Here is a 19,833-nt window from a genome sequence, read left to right as displayed (position 1 = left end):
GGCCTACCCCACGGTGTCGAGGCGCTCGATCTCGGCGCGGCCGGCAAGACAGGGGCCGAGCTTCGGCCCGGCGGCGCGGAAATAGTCCGTCTGGCCGTGATGGCTGAGCGCCTCGCCGTCCTTGTAGAGCTCGAGCACCTTGTAGGTGTTTGGGTCCGACTGGCTGCGGGTGAGCTGGTACATCAGGCAGCCCTGCTCGTTGGCGCGAACCTGCTTGGCGAGGTCGGCGAAGATCGCCTCGAACTCCGCGTTCTTGCCGCCCTGCACCTTCAGCGTCGCGACGATCCCGATGCCCATGCCGTCCCTCCAACATCTGTTTGAGCCCGGACGGTAGAGCCGGAGGAACGGGGGCTCAAGCCTGACGCCGCGTCCGCCGCCAGAGCGCCAGACCGACGCCGCCCAGGGTCAGCGCCGAGGCGATCACCAGCCGCGGCGTCAGCGGCTCCGCCAGCAGCACGACCGCGCCCAGCGCCGCGATCGCCGGGACGGAGAGCTGCACCATGGCCGCGCGGGCCGAGCTCAGGCCGCGAAGCGCCGCATACCAGATCGCGTAGCCGCAGCCGGAGGCGAGGGCTCCGGAGGCCGCCGCCAGCCCGGCGCCGGCGAGGGTCACGTGCAGCCGCGAAAGCGAGACGGCGGCGACGATCAGGACGATCGGCGCGGTGTAGATGAAGTTCCCCGTCGTCTGCGCGAGCGGATCGGACGCCCCTCGGCCGACGAGCGAATAGACGCCCCAGGCGATGCCGGCGAGCAGCATCAGCAGGCAGCCCGCAGGATCGGGCGCGGAGAGCCCCGGCAGCGCCAGGTAGACCAGGCCGCTGAGGGCGGCGGCCAGGCCCACCCAGGCGAGCGGCCGCGGGCGTTCGCCGGCGCGCAGCGCCCAGGCGAACATGGTGAGCTGCACCGCGCCGAACAGGATCAGCGCCCCTGCGCCCGCCTTCAGCGTGAGGTAGGCGAAGCCGAAGAAGACCATGTAGGCGGTGAGCGCCGCGACGGCCCGCCAGTCCGCCTTCAGCCGCGGCCGCCGCCGCCGCTGGACCATCACGATGAGACTGAGCGCCAGGGCGCCCGAGACGACGCGGAGCGCCGTGAAGCTCGCCGGGTCGATCCGGCCGCCGGCCATCGCCAGGCGGCAGAGCAGGGAGTTGGCGGCGAACGCGAGCATGGCCACGGACGTGAGCGCCGCGATCCGCAAGCCCCTCGATGTGTCGGAAATCGCCGCCTCGGCCATTCGCCCCGTCCCCGGCCGGGAGCTTAGGCGATCAGCCGGCCTGCGGCCTAGCTTCGTTCGTTCCAGCCGTAGGCCACCCAGTGGTGGCCGCCGAGATGCCGGGCCTCGATGACGCCGTCCTTGCGCCGGGCGCGGGCGGTGCGGCGGGCGCGAAGCGCGAGGCCGGCCAGCGCCAGCAGCGCGCTCGACATCACCGCGATCACCGCGACCGTGGCCGCGAAGATCACCGCGAGCACGGCGCCCACGATCACCGCCGCCGCCGCCGCCAACGCGCCGCCGATCGCCGCCAGGCTGCGCAGCGCCGATCCGCGGTCGTTGGCGAAGTCCTTCACCATGACGTCCTCTTGCCCCGAGGCCGAAGAGCTAAACGAACTTTGTCGGCCTCACGGTTCCTATCGTCAACAGAAGATGAACCCAAGATGAGGCGCAATGCGGGCGCTGCGGCGATTATGCCGCGCCGGCGAACGCCATCGCCCGGCGCTCACGCATGATGGCGTCGAAGGCGGCGTTGATCGCCGCGGCCTTGGCCTCGGCCACCTCGATGAACTCGCTGGGCAGGCCGCGGGCCCGGGCCCGATCGGGGTGCGACTCGGTGAGCTGAGCGCGCCAGGCGGCGCGCACCTCGGCGTCGGAGGCGTCGTGACGGACGCCCAGGACCGCGTAGGGGTCGTCGCGCTCGCGGCCGAGATGCGTCGCCTTCAGGCGGCGGAACACCAGCGGCGAGAAGCCGAACAGCTCGGAGACGCGCTCCAGGTATCCGAGCTCGTCGCCGGTGACCGCGCCGTCGGCGGCGGCGATGTGGAACAGGCCGTCGAGCACGTCCTCGAGCAGCTGCGGACAATGCCGGTAGCGCTTGGCGAGCCGCCGGGCGTAGCTCTCGAAGCCGCGCGTCGTCTGCCGCGCCAGCTGATAGAGCCGGCGGACATTGCCCTCGCTGCCGAGCTCCGGCTGGAACACCTCGGAAAAGGCGTCGTACTCCCTGGCCTGGGCGCGGCCATCCGCCTTGGCGAGCTTCGCGCCGAGCGCCGTCACCGCCGTCGAGAAGGCGGGATCCTCGCCGGGCAGCCCCGGCGGACAGTCCGGGCATTCGGCCTCGTCGAGGTTCTTCACCGCGAGGCCTGCGATTTTGCGCCAGAAGCTCATGTTGATTATGCGGGGCTCATTAAGCCGTTCGTTCAGCGAACACAATTCTGCGGGACCTTAAGTTTTGGACAGGCGCTGGAGTTTCTGGATCGACCGCGGCGGGACGTTCACCGACGTGATCGGCCGCCGCTCCGACGGGACGGAGACCTCGCTCAAGCTGCTTTCCCTCTCCCCCGCCTACGCCGACGCCGCCGTGGAGGGGATGCGCCGCATCCTCGGCTCCCCGCCGGACACGCCGTTCCCCGCTGACCAGGTCGAGGCGATCAAGCTCGGCACCACGGTCGCCACCAATGCGCTCCTGGAACGCGCCGGCGCCAAGACGCTGCTCGTGGTCACCCAGGGGTTCGCCGATGCGCTGGTTATCGGCGACCAGGCCCGCCCCGAGCTCTTCGCGCTGAACATCCATCGGCCGCCTCCTCTCTACGGCGGCGTTGTCGAGGCGCGCGAACGGATGGACGCGCAAGGCCGCGCGCTTGTTCCCCTGGACAGCGCCCACCTCGCCGCCAGGCTGGCCGACGCAACCCGCGAGGGCTACGCCGCTGTCGCCGTCGCCCTGCTGCATGCCGACCTCAACGACGTCCATGAGCGCGCGGCGGGCGAGCTCGCCCGGGCCGCCGGTTTCAGATTCGTCTCGCTGAGCTCGGAGGTTTCACCGCTGCCGCGATTCATTCCGCGCGCCGAGACCACCGTCGCCGACGCCTACCTGACCCCGGTGCTGCAGGCCTATGTGCGGCGTCTCGCAGAGGCGGTGGCCGGCGCGCCGCTCTACTTCATGACCTCGGCCGGCGGCCTGGTTCGGGCCGACGCGTTCCGCGGCAAAGACGCAGTGGTCTCCGGGCCCGCCGGCGGGGTGGTGGGCGTCGCGCGGACGGCGGAGGCGGCGGGGACGCCCGCCGCGCTCGGCTTCGACATGGGCGGCACCTCGACCGACGTCTGCCGCTACGCGGGCGTGCTGGAGCGCCGCGACCGGGCCCACGTCGCCGGCGTCAAGCTGCGCAGCCCGATGCTCGACGTGGAGACCGTGGCGGCCGGCGGCGGCTCGATCCTGACGTTCGACGGCGACCGCGCCCGGGCGGGTCCCGCCAGCGCCGGCGCCGATCCGGGCCCCGCCTGCTATGGCCGCTTCGGGCCGGCGACGGTGACCGACGCCAACCTGGCGCTGGGCCGGCTCGACCCGCGCTTCTTCCCGCCGGTGTTTGGGGGCGCCGGAGATGCGCCGCTCGATCCGGCGGCGGCCCGCGCGCGGCTCGCCGAGCTGGCCCGGACGATGCAGGCTGAGAGCCTGGAAGCCGCCGCCGAAGGATTCATCGCAGTCGCGGTCGAACAGATGGCCCAGGCGGTGCGCCGCATCTCCACCGAGCGGGGCTTCGATCCGCGCGAGCATGCGCTGGTGGCGTTCGGCGGGGCGGCCGGCCAGGTCGCCTGCCAGATGGCCGAGGCCCTGGGCGTCGCCGAGGTGCTCTGCCCCCGCCACGCCAGCGTGTTGTCCGCCTGGGGCATCGGCCAGGCTGAGCTGACGGCCCTTCGCCAGGCGGGGCTCGAGGCGCCGCTCGACGAGGCCGGGCTCGTGAAGGCCGACGGCTTGATGGCCGAGGTCGAGGCGGCCGTCCGCGCCGAGCTCGCCGAGCAGGGCGCCGAGACCGGCCCCATCCGCCGCACGCTTCGGCTGCGCTACGAGGGCGCGGATGCGGAGCTGCCGGTTCCGGCCTCGGCCCTCGCTTCCGCAAGACTCGCCTTCGAAGATGCGCACCGGCGGCTGTTCGGCTTTGCCGAGCCGGCACGGACCATCCTGATCGCGGCGGTGGAGGCGGAGGCGCGCTCAAATTCCGCTCATCCCGGCGAAAGCCGGGACCCAACCGGACTCTCGTCTGAACGTCCCGCCCGACCAGCTCGCCACCTCAGCCTGGATCCCGGCCTCCGCCGGGATGAGCGGGTGAATATCTTCGCCCACGGCCGCTGGCGCGAGGCGCCGGTCGTCGCGGCCGAGGCGCTGGCGGAGATCGAAGGCCCCGCGCTGATCGTGCGGCCCGACACCCAGATCGCGCTCGCCCCCGGCTGGCGCGCGAGCGCCGGCGCCGACGGACTGATTCGCCTGACGCGGATCGCCGCCGCCGCGCGGGCGGCGATCGGCCTCGACACGCCCGACCCGGTCACGCTGGAGCTGTTCAACCGACGCTTCATGGGGGTGGCGGAGGCGATGGGGGCCGCGCTGGAGCGCACGGCGCATTCGGTGAACATCAAGGAGCGGCTCGACTTCTCCTGCGCCCTGTTCGACGTCGAGGGGGGGCTGGTGGCCAACGCCCCGCACATGCCGGTGCACCTGGGCTCGATGGGCGCGAGCGTCAGGGCCGTGCGGGACCGCCACCCGCGACTGAATCCGGGCGAAGCCTTCGCCCTCAACAATCCCTACGCCGGCGGCACCCACCTGCCGGACATCACCGTGGTCATGCCGGTGTTCATGGATCCCGGCGACCCGGCGCCCAGCTTCTACGTGGCGGCGCGGGGGCACCACGCCGATGTCGGCGGGGTGCAGCCAGGCTCCATGCCGCCCTTCTCGAAGACGATCGAAGAGGAAGGCGTGCTGCTGGACGCCCTTCCGATCATGCGGGGCGGCCGCTTCCTGGAGGCCGAGACCCGGGCGGCGCTGACCGCCGGCCGCTACCCGGCGCGAAATCCCGAGCAGAACCTCGCCGACCTGAAGGCGCAGATCGCCGCCTGCCAGGCGGGCGCGACGGCCGTCGCCGAGATGATCCGCACCTATGGCGCCGAGGCGGTGGCCCGCTACATGACCTTCGTCCAGGAGAACGCCGCCAGCGCCGTGCGGCGGGCGATCGGCAAGCTCTCCGACGGCGAGGCGCGGACGCCGATGGACGGCGGCGGCGAGATCGTGGTGCGCACCACCGTGGACGCGGCGGCCGGCGAGGCGGTGCTCGACTTCACCGACAGCGCCGGTCAACTCGGCTCCAACTTCAACGCCCCCTCGGCGATCGTCGACGCGGCGGCGCTCTACGTCTTCCGCACCCTGGTGGATGACGACATCCCGCTGAATTCCGGCTGCCTGGAGCCGCTGAAGATCCTCGTGCGGCCGGGCTCGATGCTGGACCCCGCCCCGCCGGCTGCGGTGGTCGCCGGCAATGTGGAGACCAGCCAACACGTGGTCGACGCGCTCTATGCCGCGCTGGGCGTCATGGCCAACAGCCAGGGCACGATGAACAACTTCACCTTCGGCGACGCCGAGCGTCAGTACTACGAGACCGTCTGCGGCGGCGCGGGAGCCACGGCCGAGGCGGCCGGCGCGAGCGCCGTGCACACCCACATGACCAACTCGCGGCTGACCGATCCGGAGATCCTGGAGCGGCGCTTCCCGGTGCGTGTGGAGGCGTTCGGGGTGCGGCGCGGCTCGGGGGGCGCCGGCGCGAAGCCCGGCGGCGACGGCGCGGTGCGGCGGATCCGCTTCCTCGCGCCCATGCAGGCGGCCCTTTTGTCATCGCGCCGCGAGCATGCGCCGCAGGGGCTCGCCGGCGGCGGGGCGGCGCAGGCCGGGGCTCAGCGTTTGATCGGGGGCGACGGCGCGGTTACACCACTCGACGGCTGCTTCTCCGTGCAGGTCGCGGCCGGCGACGTCATCGAGATCGAGACCCCCGGGGGCGGCGGTTTCGGCTTGGCCGGCGGCGCCTGACGCGCATTGGTTCTGAGGTTGGTTGATGCCCGCGCTCGCGTTCGCCCTCGCCCTTTTCCTGGCCGATCAGCCCGATGCGGCCGCCGCCGCAGCCCAGGCGACGGACGCCGCGCCCGCCGCGGAGGCGCCGCTGCCGGCCGGCGCGCCGAAGGACGACTACCAGTTCGTCGCCTGGTGCTACGGGGCTCTGCGCGGCTACCTCGACCTGCACGACCAGGTGATGCCCGAGGTCACCCGCATCGAATCGGAGTTCCGCCGGCCGGGCTCCAATCTTTCCGACGACCTGAAGGTCTATGCCGAGACGCAGCGCCAGGGCCGCAAGGACCTCGGCAAGCTGCAGGCCGCGATGACCGCCGCCGAGAAGGCGAGCCTGAGGCCGATCAACTCCGTTGGGGCTGCCGCGGTCGCCAAGGGCCACGCGGTCTGGACCGTCACACCGGGCGTGACCAAGGCGCAGATCGCCCAGGAGTGGATGAGCTGGGAGCCGCCGCGCCGCTGCATGGCGACCGCCGATGCGCTGCAGAAACGCGCGCTGCTGATGGGCCCGGCCTTCAAGGTCAACGCCGAGGAGGAGGCTGCGCCGGCCGCCGACGCCGCTGCCCCGAAGCCGTCCGATCCGGCGGCGGCCGATGCGCCGACGCCGGCGGACAAGCCCGCCGACGCGCAAGCGCCTCCCGCGGACAAGCCCAGCTAAGTCTGACAAGCGGTTGAGGTGGCGAGGAACCGCGTCAGCCGCTCGAGGCCGAGCGCGTTCTTCTCCGGCCGGTTGGCGAAGCACCAGCGGAGCCAGCCCTCGCCTTCCGGCCCGAAGGCGACGCCGGGGGCGAGGCCAAGACCGGCCTCATCGATCAGCTGCCTGGCGAGCGCCACGCTGTCCGTGCAGCCTTCGATCCGGAAGAAGGCGTACATGCCGCCGTCCGGCTCCGGCGCCTCGACGCCAGGCAGGGCCCGCAGGCCCGCGAGCACCTGGTCGCGCGCGGCGGCAAGCTCGGCGCGGATCTCGGCGACGTGCGGCTCGCCCTGGGCGAGCGCATCCACCGCTGCGGCCTGCACGAAATCGGGCGCGCAGGACGTGTTGTATTCGAGGAGCACGCCCACGGCGGCCACCAGCGCGGGCGGCAGCACCAGCCAGCCCAGCCGCCAGCCGGTCATCCGCCAGGCCTTGGAGAAGGAGTTGGCGCCGATCACCCGGTCGCCGTCCTCCGCGAGCGCCAGGAACGAGGGCGCGCTCGTCTCCGGTGCGAAGGTGATCCTTTCATAGACATCGTCGGCGACGAGCCAGATGCCGTGCTTGCGACAATGGGCGAGGATCGGCGAACGGCCCGCCGCGGGCAGCGTCCAGCCGGTCGGATTGTTCGGCGAGTTCAGGAACAGCGCCTTCGTCCCGGGCGTCAGCGCGGCCAGCAGACGCTCGACGTCGAGCCGCCATCTCCCCTGCGCGGGCTCGAGCGGGACGCCCACGACCTCGGCCGACAGGATGCGCGGGATCTCCACCACGTTCGGCCAGACCGGCGTCACCGCCACGACGCGATCGCCCGGCGAGACCACCGCCTGGGCGGCGATCATCAGGGCGTTCACGCCGGAGTTGGTCACCGCGATCCGCCGCTCGCCGATCGGGCGGCCGTGCAGGCCGGTGAGGTAGGCGGCGAGCGCCGCGCGCAGCTCGGCCGTGCCCAGGTTGTGGGTGTAGAAGGTCCGCCCCTCGGCGAGGGCCTGGGCGGCGCGGGCGCGAATGAAGTCCGGCGTCGCCCGGTCGCTCTCGCCGAACCAGAAGGTGAGCACGTCCTTGCGGCCCCAGGCGGCGTTGGCGACATCGCGGATTTTGGACGCGCGAAGCGCGAGCACCTCGGGGCGGGCGACGGGGGGCAGCATGCGCCTTCATAGAGGCCCGGCCCCGGCCCGGGAAAGGAGTCGCTTGGCCTCCCTCGGGTCAGGCGCGTAACCATGCGCGCAAATACCAGGGAGGCCGCCATGGCCAGGAGACCCGCGGGCCTGAAGACCCGCCTCGAGCCGCAGGACGAATACCCTCACGATCCCGGCGAGGCCAAGAACTACAACGAAAGCATGTACTTCAACGTCTTCGACCCGGTGCGGAAGGCGGGCGGCTGGTTCCGCATCGGCAATCGGCCGAACGAGAACTACGCCGAGATGAGCGTCTGCCTCTACCTGCCGGACGGACGGATCGGATTCATGTTCGGCCGCCCGCCGATCGAGGGGAACAAGGCGATGGACGCCGGCGGCCTGAGGGTGGAGGTGGTCGAGCCCTTCAAGCGGCTCAAGGTGAGCTACTCGGGCAAGGCGCTGCTGCTGGAGCGGCCGCTGGAGATGGCCGAGCCGCGGGCTGCGTTCAAGGAGAACCCGCAGGTCCCCTGCACGGTCGAGCTCGAATATGAAGGCGTCTCGCCGATGTACGGCGGCGAAACCGTGCGCGAGGACGGCTCGGCGCTGGAGATCGATCCGGAAAGGTCGTTCGCCCGCGCGCACTACGAGCAGCATTGCGCAGCGAAGGGGGAGATCTCGATCGGCGACGAGCGCTTCGAGATCGACGGCTTCGGCCTGCGCGACAAGTCGTGGGGCCCGCGCCACTGGCAGGCCATCGACTGGTACCGGTGGTGCCCAATGAACTTCGGCCGCGACTTCGGGATGATGCTGTCGGTGATCGGCGACGGCAAAGGGGGCGCGCGCCAAGGCGGCATGGTGTTCCGAGACGGGACCTACGACCTGATCGAGGCGTGCGTCATCGACAGCGACTGGGACGAGCGCGACTACCAGACGGCGCTGCGCGCCAAGGTCAGGACCGAGGCTGGAAAGACCTACGAGGTCAGCGGCAAGGTGATGTCCCTGATCCCCTTGCGCAACCGCCGCAAGACGCCGGACGGGCAGGAGCTGCAGACCCGCATCACCGAGGGGATGACGGAATACCGCTGCGGCGGGCTGGTGGGCTATGGCCTCAGCGAGTACCTCGACCAGATCGTCGACGGGAAGCCGAATGGGCGGATGGCGGGGTACTAGCCGGGCGGCCCGTCAGTCCTTCGATTTCAGCGCCTCGGCGGCCGGCTTCCACTTGGCGTCGGGGGCGATGATCGGCCGGGCGTCTTTCCAGCGGTAGGGATAGACATCGGGCTTCACGTACACCTCGGTGGTGAACTTGAACGGGTACTTGGTCCCGCTGGGGTAGAGCACCTCGAGGAAATAGGCGGTGAAGCCGGTCTTCGGCTTGGGCACGTCGCCGCGATAGGTCCCGTCCGGCCGAGGCGATAGCCGCGTCGAGGTGAACACCTTGCCGATGGTGTCGACCCGGAAGTCGCGGGCGTTCGGGTTGGTCCCCTGCCAGAGGTAGACCTCCATCGGCTTGACGTCGGAATGCAGGACGATCGCCCCGTCCTTGCCGACGCTCCACGCATAGTTCGGGATCGGCCGGTGATCGAGGATCGCGGCGTAGAAGGCGGTCATGCTGTCGCTGATGTCGGTGCCCGCCGTTGAATGCTTGGAGTTCGGGATCATGCGAAGCCGCTTCACCTGCGGCAGCAGATGGTAGCTGAAGCGGGTGTTGTCCGGCGGGAAGTACTCGTCGCCGACGGCGTTGATGATGTACTTCGGCATCTTCATCGAGGGCCGGTCCCGGTAGTTGAGGGGATCCTCGATCTTGTTCACCGCCTCGATGCCGGGCTTGCCGATCATGTTCGGGATCAGCCCGTTGTCGACATAGTCCTTCAGGGCGGGCGAGAAGTAGCCCATCGCCTCCCAGTGGTGACGGGTGGTGGCGTCGACGTCGAGCACGTTGATGACGATCGGGATGATCGCCACGACGCGCGGATCGAGCGCGCCCACCAGCCAGGTGGTCCAGGCGCGTTTCGAGCCGCCGGAGACCACGAAGTGGTCGAGCGGCAGTTTCCCGCCCTCCGGGGTCGCCAGGTACTGCTGGATCGCGGTCATGGCGGCTGTGCCGCTCTTGACCATCGGCAGGCGAACGAGGTCGAGCGGATTGCGGTCACGGGCGAACTTGGCCTGCTGGTAGGCGATGATCTCGTCCTCGACCCGCGGCTTGGGATCCTCGGTGAAGCGCAGCGGCTGGTTGGGCACGTCATCCAGCTCGGAAACCACCGAGTTGGTCTCCAGCGCCATCTTGGCGAAGCGCTCGGTGGCCTTGTCCGGCGCGGGATCGCCGATCTTGCCGCCGGTGATGAACATGAAGCCGGTGCGGTGGGCGACCTTGTCCGGCACGATCACCGTCAGCCAGTGATGCCAGACCGTGTGGTCGACCTGCTTCGGCGTGAGCCAGCTCTGCGAGGCGAGGTCGAGCACCGCGGCGTGATAGCCGGGCCCGGAGAGCTGCTTGACCACTTTCCAGCCGAACGCCGGATCGGGCTTGGCGACATAGGCGTCGAGCGCGTTCCTGGGATTGGCCAGCGCCGGCGCAGACGCCAGCAGGACAGCGGCCAAGGCGCCGCCGATCAACCTCCACGCACGCATGTCAGTCCCTCCCACAACCTCTTTCCGCGATAGATGACACAGGCGTCAGCGGCTTGTCTTCCCCAAGCGTCAATTGACAACGGCCAAGCCCGCGCCGTCTTCTGACGGACAGGCGCTTTGAGCGACCGGTACGAGACGCCACGGGGGAGGATGTGATGGAGAAATTCGATCGGCGGACCGTGATCGGTCTGGCGGCAGGCGCAGCGGCGCTCAGCGCGACAGCGGCGGAGGCGGCCGGCAGGACGGCCAAGGCGGCGAAGCCCGCGGCGGCGAAGCCTGCCCGTCGCGCGCCCGCCGCGGCGCCCGGGGCGGCGGAGACCGGACCCGGCGTGCCGATCCCGACCCCGGTGGTGAAGACCAAGTATGGGCCCGTCCAAGGGCTCGTCGACAACGGCGTCCATGCCTTCAAGGGCTTGCGCTACGCGGCGCCGCCGATCGGCAAGCTCCGCTTCATGCCGCCGCAGCCGCCGGCGCCTTGGACCGACACCTACGATGCGTCCGACTACGGCGCGCCCGCCATGCAGATGGCCGGCGGGACCAGCGTCGTCGCGCCGAACGACTTCTCGTTCCAGATGCACCGGGTCTTCACGACGCCTTCCGAGATGAAGGTGATGAACGAGGACTGCCTCTACCTGAACGTCTGGACGCCGGCGCCCGACCGCAAGCGGCGGCCGGTGATAGTCTGGATCCACGGCGGCGGCTTCGCCTACGGCTCCGGCGCCCAGCCGATCTACCAGTGCGATGGCCTGGCCCGTCACTTCGACGTGGTGGCGGTGAGCCTCAATCACCGACTCAACGTGTTCGGGTACCTGAATCTCGCCGAGGCGTTCGGGCCGGACTACGCCGCCTCGGGCACCGTCGGGATGCAGGACCTGGTGGCGGCGCTGGACTGGATTCGCGACAACATCGAAGCCTTCGGCGGCAATCCGGGCAATGTGATGATCTCCGGCCAGTCGGGCGGCGGGGTGAAGGTCTCGACGCTGATGGCCATGCCGTCGGCCAAGGGGCTTTTCCACAAGGCGGCGATCCAGAGCGGGCCCGGACTCACGCTCGGCCGCCCCGCGCCCGCGGCGGCGCAGGCCAAGCAGCTGCTCGATGCGCTGGGCGTCAAGCCCGGCGACCGGGCGGCGTTGGAGAGCGTGCCCGGCCCGATCGTCCTCGAAGCCGCCGGCAAGCTCTCCCGGGGCGGGTTCGGAGGCGTCGGCTCCGGACCGATCGTCGACGGGACGGTGATCCCGCGCGATCCGTTCACGCCCGATGCGCCGGCGGTTTCCGCCGACGTCCCGGTGCTGGTCGGCTGGGCGAAGGACGAGATGACCATCTTCACCGCCGGGGAGCCCTGGTTCGGGCGGATGACCGAGGCCGACCTGCAGGCCCGCATGAAGCCGTTCGGCGAGCCGGGCCAGAAGCTGCTGGCCGCCCTGCGCCGCGCCTACCCGGTCTATTCGCCGACCTATCTCTGGGTGCAGGTGATGAGCTCCGGCCTGGGGATGGGCGGCTCCGAGACGCTGGCCGACCGCAAGGCGGCCCAGGGCGGCGCCCCGGCCTATGTGTACATGACCACCTGGGAGACCCCGGCGGGCGGCGGCGTCTTCCGATCGCCCCACACCATCGAGATCCCGTTCATGCTCTATTCCTTCGACAAGGTCCGGGCGTTCGTGGGTCCCGGCCCCGAGCCGAAGCGGATGGGGGATCAGATCGCCGGGGCCTGGGTGGCGTTCGCGCGGAGCGGAAACCCCAACCATCCGGGCCTGCCGCACTGGCCGGCCTACAACGCCAAGACCCGGCCGGTGATGGAGTTCAACCTGCCGAGCAAGGTCGTCGACGATCCGCTGTCGGAGGTGCGCCAGGCGCTCGCCGGCATGCCCAACACGCGTATGCGCGGCTGAAGGCAGCGGCCGAGGGCCTGGAGCCCAAGGTCACCGAGGCGATCCCGCAGCTCATCGCCGCCGCTTCCGGCGGCAAGGCGCAGCGGATGCAGACCGCGGCGAAGTCGCGCCTACGAACCCGGATCGATCGTGCCGATCATCGCCACGATGGCGACGATCACGACGCCGAGCGCCTGCTCGCCGGCGATCTGCCAGCGGAGCCGGCCGAGCCCGCCGCCGGCCGCGAGCCGCGGCACAAGCACGAACCGGTTGAGGACGGCCAGCGCCAGCATGCCGGCGAACGCGGCGAGCTTGACGTCCAGCAGCCGTCCATAGGTGGTGGTGAGGAGCTTGGCTGGGTCGCCGAGGATCGCGTAGGCGCTCAGCAAGCCCGTGAGGACCAGGAGCGCCACGGCGAGCTGGCCGGCCCCGGAGAAGCGCCGGAGCGCCCGCTCGGTCTCGGGCGCCTGCGGTCTGCGCCACGCGAGCCAGCCCAGCGCCCAGAGCGCGCCCAGCCAGAGGCCCGCGGCAAGCAGGTGGATCACGTCGCCGATGCGGTGCGCCGCGCCGAGCGCGCCCTCGGGCAGGTCGCCGTGGCCGGTCCAGGCGAGGCTGCCGAGGGCGACGGCGGCGAGCGCCGTCTCGCGGGGGACCGAGGCGCGCAGCCAGGCCGCGGCGAAAAGGACCAGGATCAGCCCGAGCCGCACGGCCCAGAGCTTGCCGAACTCGGTGTCGGCGAAGGTGGCGGCCCAGGCGGCCGGGCTCGCGGCGTCGGCGGGGTCTCCGCTCATGCCCGCCGCGGTGAACGCGAACCAGGCGAGGCCGCCGATCAGCGCCAGGCCGGCCAACAGCAGGAGGCGTCGGCGACGCCAGGCGGCGAAGCCGGCGGCCCCCGCCGGCAAATCCGCTCCGGCGTAGAGCGGGAACGCGGCGGCGCCGAACAGGACCAGGAGGGCCGCCTCGTGCAGCCACCGCGCCCCGATCAGGGCCGCCGGCATCTCAGGGGGTGACGGTGAAACTGAAGCCGCCGCTCGTCCGGTGGGTGTCGGCGGAGACCGCCGTCCAACTCACCTTGTAGGCGCCGGGCGCGAGCTTGCCGGAGACCGCCGCGGACATCTGCTTGCCGTCGACCGCCGCCGGGCCCAGCGACGCCTTGTGGCCGGCGGCGTCGGTGAGCTCGAGCTTGGAGAACTTGCCAACCAGGCCCTCGCTGAAGGTGAGCTTGATCTGCGAGGGGGCGGGCCCCTTGGCGCCGGCGGCTGGGCTGGCCGTGACGAGGTGCGCGTGGGCCTCGGCCGCGCCGGCCAAGGCCAGCGCGGCGGAAACGGCGATCGCGCCGAGGGCGAGGGTGTTCATGAGCGGCTCCTGGGTTCGAGGCTGCAATAGCACGGGCGGCCGGTGAACCGGAGCTGAGCGCCTCACGCCCGCCGCCGCTGGGTCAGCGCGCAACAGGAGGCGGAACCGATCCGGCCCTCGACGTCGTAGAGGAAGCACTCGCCGATCGCGACGCCCTCGGTCGCGCCATGGTTCACCACCTCGAACCCCACCCATTCGCCGACCGGCTCGCGGTGCAGGTAGAGGGTGACGTCGGAGTTGATGTACTTCAGGCCCTGGTCGCCGGCGTTGGCGAACGGGCTCGCGAAGTCGGCCGCGCCCGCCACCCGGACGAACGGAGTCAGCGGCCGGCCCTCCACCAACTCGCGCACCTCGCTGATCCAGGCGCGCTTCTGGCCCACCGAGCCGAAATCGCCGGCGATGCGGCGGGTGGCCCACATGCCGCCCATCGGACGGGCGCTGGCCTCGGGCGGCGGAATGTCATCGGGCTTCGGGACATCCCAGGCCGGCGGCTTCCAGACATTTCCGTCCGGCTGCTCGCTGCGGCGCAGGAGCTGGCAGGTGGCGCGGCCGGCGGAGACGCCGGCAGAGAAGAACTCGGCGTCGATCACCTTGATGCGGTAGCCCTCGCGCACCACCCGCGTCGTCACTTCCGCGGGCGAGAGGTCCGGCAGGCGGTACATGTCGACCGTGAGGCGGGCCGGAACGAACTCCGGGCCGCCGTGCAGGCGTTCGATCTCGGCGCCCAGCAGGCCCACGATCACCCGGCCGTGCAGGGACTTGGGGTCCCACGGGCCGCGCGCGGCGTCAGTGGGGACGAAGCGGTCGCCGTCGACCGTGAAGAAGGGCTTGTTCGACATGCGGCGGGAGCTATGCCGATTCCCGCCGCCTGCGCCTAGCCCCGGCGAGTTCAGGCGGCGGCTTCGGCCGCGTCGCCCAGATGCTCGCCGTCGGCGCCGCCCAGCGCGGCCTCGGCGTCGCGGGCCTCCAGGGCCATGCGGATGGCGGCGTGCTTCTCGGCGGTCATCTTCCAGCCGATCATGAACAGGGCTCCCAGGACGACGCAGGCGATGGGACCGGCGACGAAGGTCATCCCCAGGCCGCGGATCGCCTCGGGCGTGTTCGCGTGGCCGAGCTTCGGAAGGTAGCCGAAGCCGGCGAGCAGGCGGAAGCTGACGATGATCGCGCCCGCCGAGGCGAGCTTCGCCGCCGCGGTGTTCAGCGAATAGATGAGGCTCAGCCGGTCCTTGCCGTGGTCGAGGCGCACCTCGTCGGCGACGTCCGCCAGCATGGAGCGGAGGGTGAGCTCGAACCCGGCTCCGGCGAACCCGCACCAGAGGTTCACCGGCACCGAGCCGAGCAGCACGCCCTTGGGAGCCAGCAGGACGGTGAGCAGGCCCACGGAATAGGCCACCGCGATGGCCATCACCGTCCGGTGCTTGCCGATCTTCGTCGACAGCCAGGCCGTGAACGGCGCGCCGGCGAGCCCCGCCAGAACGTAGGCGAGCAGCAGCATCGAGGCCTGCGCCTGGCTGAAGCCCATGTAGTCGCGGGTGAAGAAGATGTAGATCGAGCTCATCCAGCCCGGCCCCATGGTCATGGCCATCTGGGCGGCGTAGAGTCGCAGGAGGTCCGTCCTCCTGAGCACGAGGAGGACGTCGCCGAGCCTGAAGCCGGTGTCGGAGCGGTGGCGCGGGGCCACGCGCTCGGGCGTGAACACGATGGCAAAGCCGATCGCGAACGGCGAGAGCAGGATGACGAACCAGCCCATGGCGTGGATCGCGCCGGCGTCGCCGAGGCCGCGGCGCCCGGCGATCACCGGGATGGAAAGCACGACGAGCAGCGCCAGGATGGCGACCGCGGCCATGATGCCGAAGATCCTGGAACGATCGTTGTAGCCCTTGGCGAGCGTCGCGGCCCAGGCCGGGTGAGCCAGCGCCAGGATCGAGAGCGCCACATAGAGCAGGAACAGCCAGCCGACGAGGTAGGGCTTTCCGACGCCGACGGGGGCGAAGAACAGCATGAAGACCGCCAGCATCAGCATCGGCGTGCCGGCGATCATCCACGGCCGGTATCGCCCGATGACGCTGCGCGTGCGGTCCATCAGCACGCCAAGGATGGGATCCACCCCGATGTCGATCAGCCGGACGGCCGCCCAGGTCCCGGCGACCACGGCGAGCGGGACGCCCAGCTGCGTGGCCAGATGCGGCGGCAGATAAATCAGCAGGGCCGTCGCCAGCGCGCTCACTGGAAGGCTGGCCAACGCGAACACGACGATCCTGCCGAGCGAGAGCCGCTTCGATCCTGCGCCCGCCATCGTCATGGAAGCCTCCGCGCGTTCGCCCGATCAGGCCCAGATCGGGCGCCCGGTTCAAGGCTGACGCGACGTCAGGCCGCGGGCTCGCGTTTGGCCGCGTCCGCCTCGCCGAGCATCAAGGCCGCGCCACGCTCGATGGCCTGGTAGCACTCGCAGGCGCAGCGCTCGAGCGCAGGACGGTCGAGGATGCGGATGCGCCCGCGGCTGTAGGCGATCATCCCGCGCTCCTGGAGATTGGACGCGGTCGCGGTGACGGTCGTGCGCTGCACGCCCAGCATGATCGCCAGGTGCTCCTGGGTCAGCGGCAGGACGTCGGAGCGGAGCCGGTCCTGGCTGAGCAGAAGCCAGCGGCAGAGCCTCTGCTCGGCGCGATGCAGGGTGTTGCAGGCGGTCGACTGTGCGGCCTGCAGCAGACTGGCCTGAGCGTGGCGGACGATGATCTCGCGCAGTTTCAAGCTCTCCGCGGCCGCCCGCCGCAGCGCCTCGAGCGGCAGCCGCCAGCAGCGTCCGGGCACCTGCACGATGGTCCGTTCGTAGCTCATCGGCGAGCCGAGGGCCTGCAGGAGGCCGTAGCCGCTCTCATGGCCGATCGTGCGGCTCTCCACCTGGGCGCCGTCCTTCATCACCGTCAGCACTGACAAGATGCAGTCAACCGGCAGGTACACGAAGGTGACCGCTCGGCCGGCCTCGTCGAGAACCTGATTGCGCTGAAGTTCGATCTCCCGGAGATCCGGCTCGAGGCGCGCGGCGTCGGCCGCGCTCAAGCTCCCGAGGAAATGGTTGTCCCAGGCCATGCAAGCCCAAAACGCGTCAAGCAACGGTTGGCTTCGCGGACCTGGCTTCCCGGCGCCTGTCCCGGACCCATACCGTTATGTCGGAAACCCGGCAGACGGCGGCGCTCCGCGCGCGTAGAGCAAAACCGGGTTGGGAGACTGCGCGTGGACCTGCTGTTCTATGGGCTGAACGAAGCCGGCGATCCGGTGCTGGCCGAACGCCTGTCGGCCGACCAGCGGCCGCATATCCGGCGGCTCGCCGCCGAACGCCTCGCGCGCCACTATGCGGTCGAAGTCTGGGAAGGGCCGACCTGCATCCTCAGGCTTCGCGGCGGTCCGACCTCCGAGACGCAAGCTTGACCCGTCGAGAAGGTGCTTGGGATCGAACCTCAGCCTCAGCCGTTCTTGTGTCTTCCACATAAAGGATGACGGATGGCTCGCATCCGAAAGCAACTCCCCGCTCACCCGGGTACGGGCGAATTGAAATGCCGCGGCTTCAAGGGCCCGGTCGACTATGAGATCCTTGGCGAACCGACCACGCTGAAGCCCGGGCCTTCGCGCCTGCGCGGCTCGTTCAACGCCTCGCCGGAGATCGCCCAGCAGGCGTTCCGCGACGGTGACGGCGAGCTCACGCTGGAGAGCGGGGCGACCTACCGCATCACCATGCTCGGCCACTCGGCCGGCAGCGGCACGGCCTATTTCGAGATGCGCGCCTGACCCGGCGCGCGCTCAGGCGTCCGGCCCCTCGTAACGAACGCAGAGCGAGATGACATCGTCGCCGGGCTTGATGGCGCGCAGCCGCGCGGCCACGTGGTCCAGCGCCTCCTCCTGCAGCTCGAAGCGCGCCTCCTCGACGCCCTCGTTGTGCACGATCCACTCCGACCCACGCTCGATGACTTCGTACTTCATGCCCACCCACGCAACTGCAACTTCTGCGCGATAGGCTACGTCGCACTGCGCGCCAAGCGTGAGTTTGGGTTTGGCTGTGCTACAGGATGTCGCAGCGCGCCGGACCACCCGGGCTCGTCGGTGTGGGCGCGGTGGAATGCGATCCTTTCCGATCCGGAACCAATCCCTTTCGGCAGCGCCCCGTTTGCGGCGCGGCGGCGGCGCCTATCTATGCCCGCGGGAGACATCGCATGATCCACAAACGGCCCTTCTCACAGCTCGGCGGCGCGGACCACGGCTGGCTCAAGGCGCGGCATCACTTCTCGTTCGCCAACTACTATGACCCCGCCCGCATGGGCTGGGGGAGCCTGCGCGTGTGGAACGACGACGAGATCGCCGCCAACTCCGGCTTTCCGCCGCACCCGCATGCGGACATGGAGATCATCACCTATGTCCGCGCCGGCGCGATCACCCACCAGGACAGCCTGGGCAACAAGGGCCGCACCGAAGCCGGCGACGTCCAGGTGATGAGCGCAGGGACAGGCATCCGCCACGCCGAGTACAACCTCGAGCCCGGCGCCACGACGCTGTTCCAGATCTGGATCGAGCCCAACGCGCGCGGCGGGCCTCCGGCCTGGGGCGCCAAGCCGTTCCCGAAATCCGACCGGGCGGGGCGCTTCATCACCCTGGCGTCAGGCCTCGCCGACGACGCAGACGCGCTGGCGATCCGCACCGACGCGCGCGTGCTCGGCGCCACCCTGAGGGCCGGGGAGACGGCCGACTATCCGCTCGACCCGTCGCGCCATGCCTATCTGGTGCCGGCGACCGGGGCGGTGGACGTGAACGGCGTGCGCCTGGACGCCCGCGACGGTGCGGCGATCACCGGCGAGCGGTCGCTGAGCGTGACGGCTCTCGAAGACGCCGAGGTCGTGCTGGTCGACGCCGCGTAGCAGCGGGAGCCGTTCATCCCCGGTGGATCGGGTCCACCCAGGCGACGCCCTCGGGCTTCTCGACCGGCTCGATGGCGAGATTGACCACCACCGCTTCGCTGTCGGAGCGCACCAGGACGCAGGAGAGCGTCTCCTCGCTGGAGGCGTTGATCTCCTGGTGCGGCACGTAGGGCGGGACGTAGATGAAGTCGCCGGGCCCGGCCTCCGCCACGAACTCCAGCCGCTCGCCCCAGCGCATGCGGGCCTTGCCGCTCACCACGTAGATCACGCTCTCCAGGGCGCCGTGGTGGTGCGCGCCGGTCTTGGCGCCGGCATGGACATGGACGGTCCCCGCCCAGAGCTTCTTGGCGCCGGCCCGCGCATAGTCGATCGCGGCGGCGCGATGCATGCCGGGCGTCTGCGGCGTGTTGTCGTCGAGCTGGTCGCCCGGGATCACCTTTACGCCGGTGTGCTTCCAGCCGTCGGGCGGCGTCGGGGCTTGCTCGCTCATGAGCCACCTTACCGCCTCCACCGCGGTGGCGGGAGAGGTCGTCAGGCGGGACGGTTCAGTTCAGCGGCGGCGGTTCGACGAAGGCTTCGTCCCAATCGCCCACGTCGTCCTGGATCAGCACGTGCCGCGGCTCCTGGTCGACCCGGGCGTAGTCGCCGGCGGCCTCCAGGGCCTCGGCCTTCGAGCCATAGGCGCCCAGTTCGGCGTCATCCTGGTCCACCAGCATCCATCGGCCGCTCCGGGCCACGACGGTCAGCTCGTTCATGTTCTGAAGTCCCCGGCCCGCGGACAATTCGAGGTTCGTCCGATGCAGCAAAATTGTGGCATCGGACTTCCGCGCCGCCGCCATGTCGGCGCGTCGCACCCGCTGCGGCGCAAGCGCGCAGCCGCCGTTCAGGCCTGGTCGCGGAAGTACGGCTCGACAGCGCCTGCGAGCTTGAGCGTCAACGGATGGCCGCTGCGGTCCTTGGCGTTTCCGGCGACCACGCGGATCCAGCCTTCGGAGACGCAGTACTCGTCCACGTTGGTCTTCTCCTGGCCCTTGAAGCGCACGCCCACGCCGCGGGCCAGGACCTCGGCGTCATAGTAAGGGCTGGCGGGATCGACCGAGAGGCGGTCGGGTGGGGCGTCGCTCATGCGAGAGCGCCCCTAGACCGGCCGCGCCGCCGTTTCAAGCGCGCAACCAA

The 19,833-nt window shown here is 70.8% G+C and carries 22 protein-coding genes; 7 read left to right on the top strand and 15 right to left on the bottom strand.

Annotated elements, in window-relative coordinates; genetic code table 11:
• Positions 1–3 precede the first annotated feature (3 nt).
• From Q0W60_RS02155 to Q0W60_RS02140, 4 genes are all read right to left on the bottom strand, one after another.
• The gene (locus tag Q0W60_RS02155) at positions 4–297 is read right to left on the bottom strand and encodes a putative quinol monooxygenase (RefSeq protein WP_297692097.1); all 294 of its coding nucleotides are present in this window, start codon (positions 295–297) and stop codon (positions 4–6) included.
• Positions 298–352: 55 nt separating this feature from the next.
• A complete protein-coding gene (locus Q0W60_RS02150) occupies positions 353–1,231 on the bottom strand; it encodes a DMT family transporter (protein WP_297692095.1) in 879 nt (292 codons plus the stop codon).
• A 47-nt stretch (positions 1,232–1,278) separates the two neighbouring features.
• Positions 1,279–1,566, bottom strand: a complete 288-nt coding sequence (locus Q0W60_RS02145) for a hypothetical protein (protein ID WP_297692093.1) — start codon at positions 1,564–1,566, stop codon at positions 1,279–1,281.
• 112 nt (positions 1,567–1,678) lie between these two features.
• On the bottom strand, positions 1,679–2,374 hold the full coding sequence (locus Q0W60_RS02140; protein ID WP_297692091.1) for a molecular chaperone DjiA: 696 nt from the start codon (positions 2,372–2,374) through the stop codon (positions 1,679–1,681).
• Between the two features lie 64 nt (positions 2,375–2,438).
• Between Q0W60_RS02140 and Q0W60_RS02135 the strand changes: the two genes are divergently transcribed.
• Positions 2,439–6,053, top strand: a complete 3,615-nt coding sequence (locus tag Q0W60_RS02135) for a hydantoinase B/oxoprolinase family protein (RefSeq protein WP_297692090.1) — start codon at positions 2,439–2,441, stop codon at positions 6,051–6,053.
• 25 nt (positions 6,054–6,078) lie between these two features.
• Complete coding sequence (locus Q0W60_RS02130) at positions 6,079–6,747, top strand: hypothetical protein (RefSeq protein ID WP_297692089.1); 669 nt, start codon at positions 6,079–6,081, stop codon at positions 6,745–6,747.
• Here Q0W60_RS02130 and Q0W60_RS02125 read toward each other — a convergent pair.
• On the bottom strand, positions 6,744–7,925 hold the full coding sequence (locus Q0W60_RS02125; protein WP_297692088.1) for a pyridoxal phosphate-dependent aminotransferase: 1,182 nt from the start codon (positions 7,923–7,925) through the stop codon (positions 6,744–6,746). The two genes, Q0W60_RS02130 and Q0W60_RS02125, sit on opposite strands and share 4 nt — an antisense overlap.
• A gap of 99 nt (positions 7,926–8,024) precedes the next feature.
• On the opposite strand from Q0W60_RS02125, the gene Q0W60_RS02120 reads away from it, so the two are divergent.
• Positions 8,025–9,065, top strand: a complete 1,041-nt coding sequence (locus Q0W60_RS02120) for a hypothetical protein (RefSeq protein ID WP_297692087.1) — start codon at positions 8,025–8,027, stop codon at positions 9,063–9,065.
• Between the two features lie 12 nt (positions 9,066–9,077).
• Here the strand turns inward: Q0W60_RS02120 and Q0W60_RS02115 are convergent, their stop codons facing one another.
• Positions 9,078–10,526 carry a PhoPQ-activated protein PqaA family protein gene (locus tag Q0W60_RS02115; RefSeq protein WP_297692086.1) on the bottom strand — a complete coding sequence of 483 codons (1,449 nt, stop codon included), beginning with the start codon at positions 10,524–10,526 and terminating at the stop codon, positions 9,078–9,080.
• A 155-nt stretch (positions 10,527–10,681) separates the two neighbouring features.
• Between Q0W60_RS02115 and Q0W60_RS02110 the strand changes: the two genes are divergently transcribed.
• Positions 10,682–12,415 carry a carboxylesterase family protein gene (locus Q0W60_RS02110; protein WP_297692084.1) on the top strand — a complete coding sequence of 578 codons (1,734 nt, stop codon included), beginning with the start codon at positions 10,682–10,684 and terminating at the stop codon, positions 12,413–12,415.
• A 110-nt stretch (positions 12,416–12,525) separates the two neighbouring features.
• Here Q0W60_RS02110 and copD read toward each other — a convergent pair whose 3' ends face one another.
• The 5 genes from copD to Q0W60_RS02085 form a co-directional block, all read right to left on the bottom strand.
• Positions 12,526–13,392, bottom strand: a complete 867-nt coding sequence (gene copD, locus Q0W60_RS02105) for a copper homeostasis membrane protein CopD (RefSeq protein ID WP_297692082.1) — start codon at positions 13,390–13,392, stop codon at positions 12,526–12,528.
• 1 nt (position 13,393) lies between these two features.
• Entirely contained in the window at positions 13,394–13,750 is a 357-nt protein-coding gene (copC, locus tag Q0W60_RS02100) for a copper homeostasis periplasmic binding protein CopC (protein ID WP_297692080.1), read from the bottom strand.
• A gap of 62 nt (positions 13,751–13,812) precedes the next feature.
• Complete coding sequence (locus Q0W60_RS02095; protein ID WP_297692078.1) at positions 13,813–14,589, bottom strand: acyl-CoA thioesterase domain-containing protein; 777 nt, start codon at positions 14,587–14,589, stop codon at positions 13,813–13,815.
• A 50-nt stretch (positions 14,590–14,639) separates the two neighbouring features.
• Positions 14,640–16,052, bottom strand: coding sequence for an MFS transporter (locus Q0W60_RS02090; RefSeq protein ID WP_297692076.1), 1,413 nt, complete (start codon positions 16,050–16,052; stop codon positions 14,640–14,642).
• Between the two features lie 65 nt (positions 16,053–16,117).
• A complete protein-coding gene (locus tag Q0W60_RS02085) occupies positions 16,118–16,840 on the bottom strand; it encodes a Crp/Fnr family transcriptional regulator (protein ID WP_297692074.1) in 723 nt (240 codons plus the stop codon).
• Between the two features lie 144 nt (positions 16,841–16,984).
• Between Q0W60_RS02085 and Q0W60_RS02080 the strand changes: the two genes are divergently transcribed.
• Positions 16,985–17,179, top strand: a complete 195-nt coding sequence (locus tag Q0W60_RS02080) for a hypothetical protein (RefSeq protein ID WP_297692072.1) — start codon at positions 16,985–16,987, stop codon at positions 17,177–17,179.
• Positions 17,180–17,251: 72 nt separating this feature from the next.
• Positions 17,252–17,536: a hypothetical protein gene (locus Q0W60_RS02075; protein WP_297692070.1), complete on the top strand. Its 285-nt coding sequence runs from the start codon at positions 17,252–17,254 to the stop codon at positions 17,534–17,536.
• Positions 17,537–17,548: 12 nt separating this feature from the next.
• Here Q0W60_RS02075 and Q0W60_RS02070 read toward each other — a convergent pair whose 3' ends face one another.
• Positions 17,549–17,728: a hypothetical protein gene (locus Q0W60_RS02070; protein ID WP_297692068.1), complete on the bottom strand. Its 180-nt coding sequence runs from the start codon at positions 17,726–17,728 to the stop codon at positions 17,549–17,551.
• Between the two features lie 230 nt (positions 17,729–17,958).
• On the opposite strand from Q0W60_RS02070, the gene Q0W60_RS02065 reads away from it, so the two are divergent.
• Entirely contained in the window at positions 17,959–18,657 is a 699-nt protein-coding gene (locus tag Q0W60_RS02065; protein WP_297692066.1) for a pirin family protein, read from the top strand.
• Positions 18,658–18,670: 13 nt separating this feature from the next.
• On the opposite strand, the gene Q0W60_RS02060 is transcribed toward Q0W60_RS02065, so the two are convergent.
• The 3 genes from Q0W60_RS02060 to Q0W60_RS02050 form a co-directional block, all read right to left on the bottom strand.
• Positions 18,671–19,147 (bottom strand): cupin domain-containing protein, encoded by a 477-nt coding sequence (locus tag Q0W60_RS02060; RefSeq protein WP_297692064.1) that lies wholly within the window; start codon positions 19,145–19,147, stop codon positions 18,671–18,673.
• A 55-nt stretch (positions 19,148–19,202) separates the two neighbouring features.
• On the bottom strand, positions 19,203–19,412 hold the full coding sequence (locus Q0W60_RS02055) for a hypothetical protein (protein ID WP_297692062.1): 210 nt from the start codon (positions 19,410–19,412) through the stop codon (positions 19,203–19,205).
• A gap of 128 nt (positions 19,413–19,540) precedes the next feature.
• Positions 19,541–19,783, bottom strand: coding sequence for a DUF3297 family protein (locus Q0W60_RS02050; RefSeq protein WP_297692060.1), 243 nt, complete (start codon positions 19,781–19,783; stop codon positions 19,541–19,543).
• Positions 19,784–19,833: the final 50 nt, after the last annotated feature.

The organism is Phenylobacterium sp. (assembly GCF_025934275.1).
Lineage (GTDB): Bacteria > Pseudomonadota > Alphaproteobacteria > Caulobacterales > Caulobacteraceae > Phenylobacterium.
Note: the sequence above shows the minus strand (reverse complement) of the source record. Positions and strands in the feature narration are given on the sequence as shown.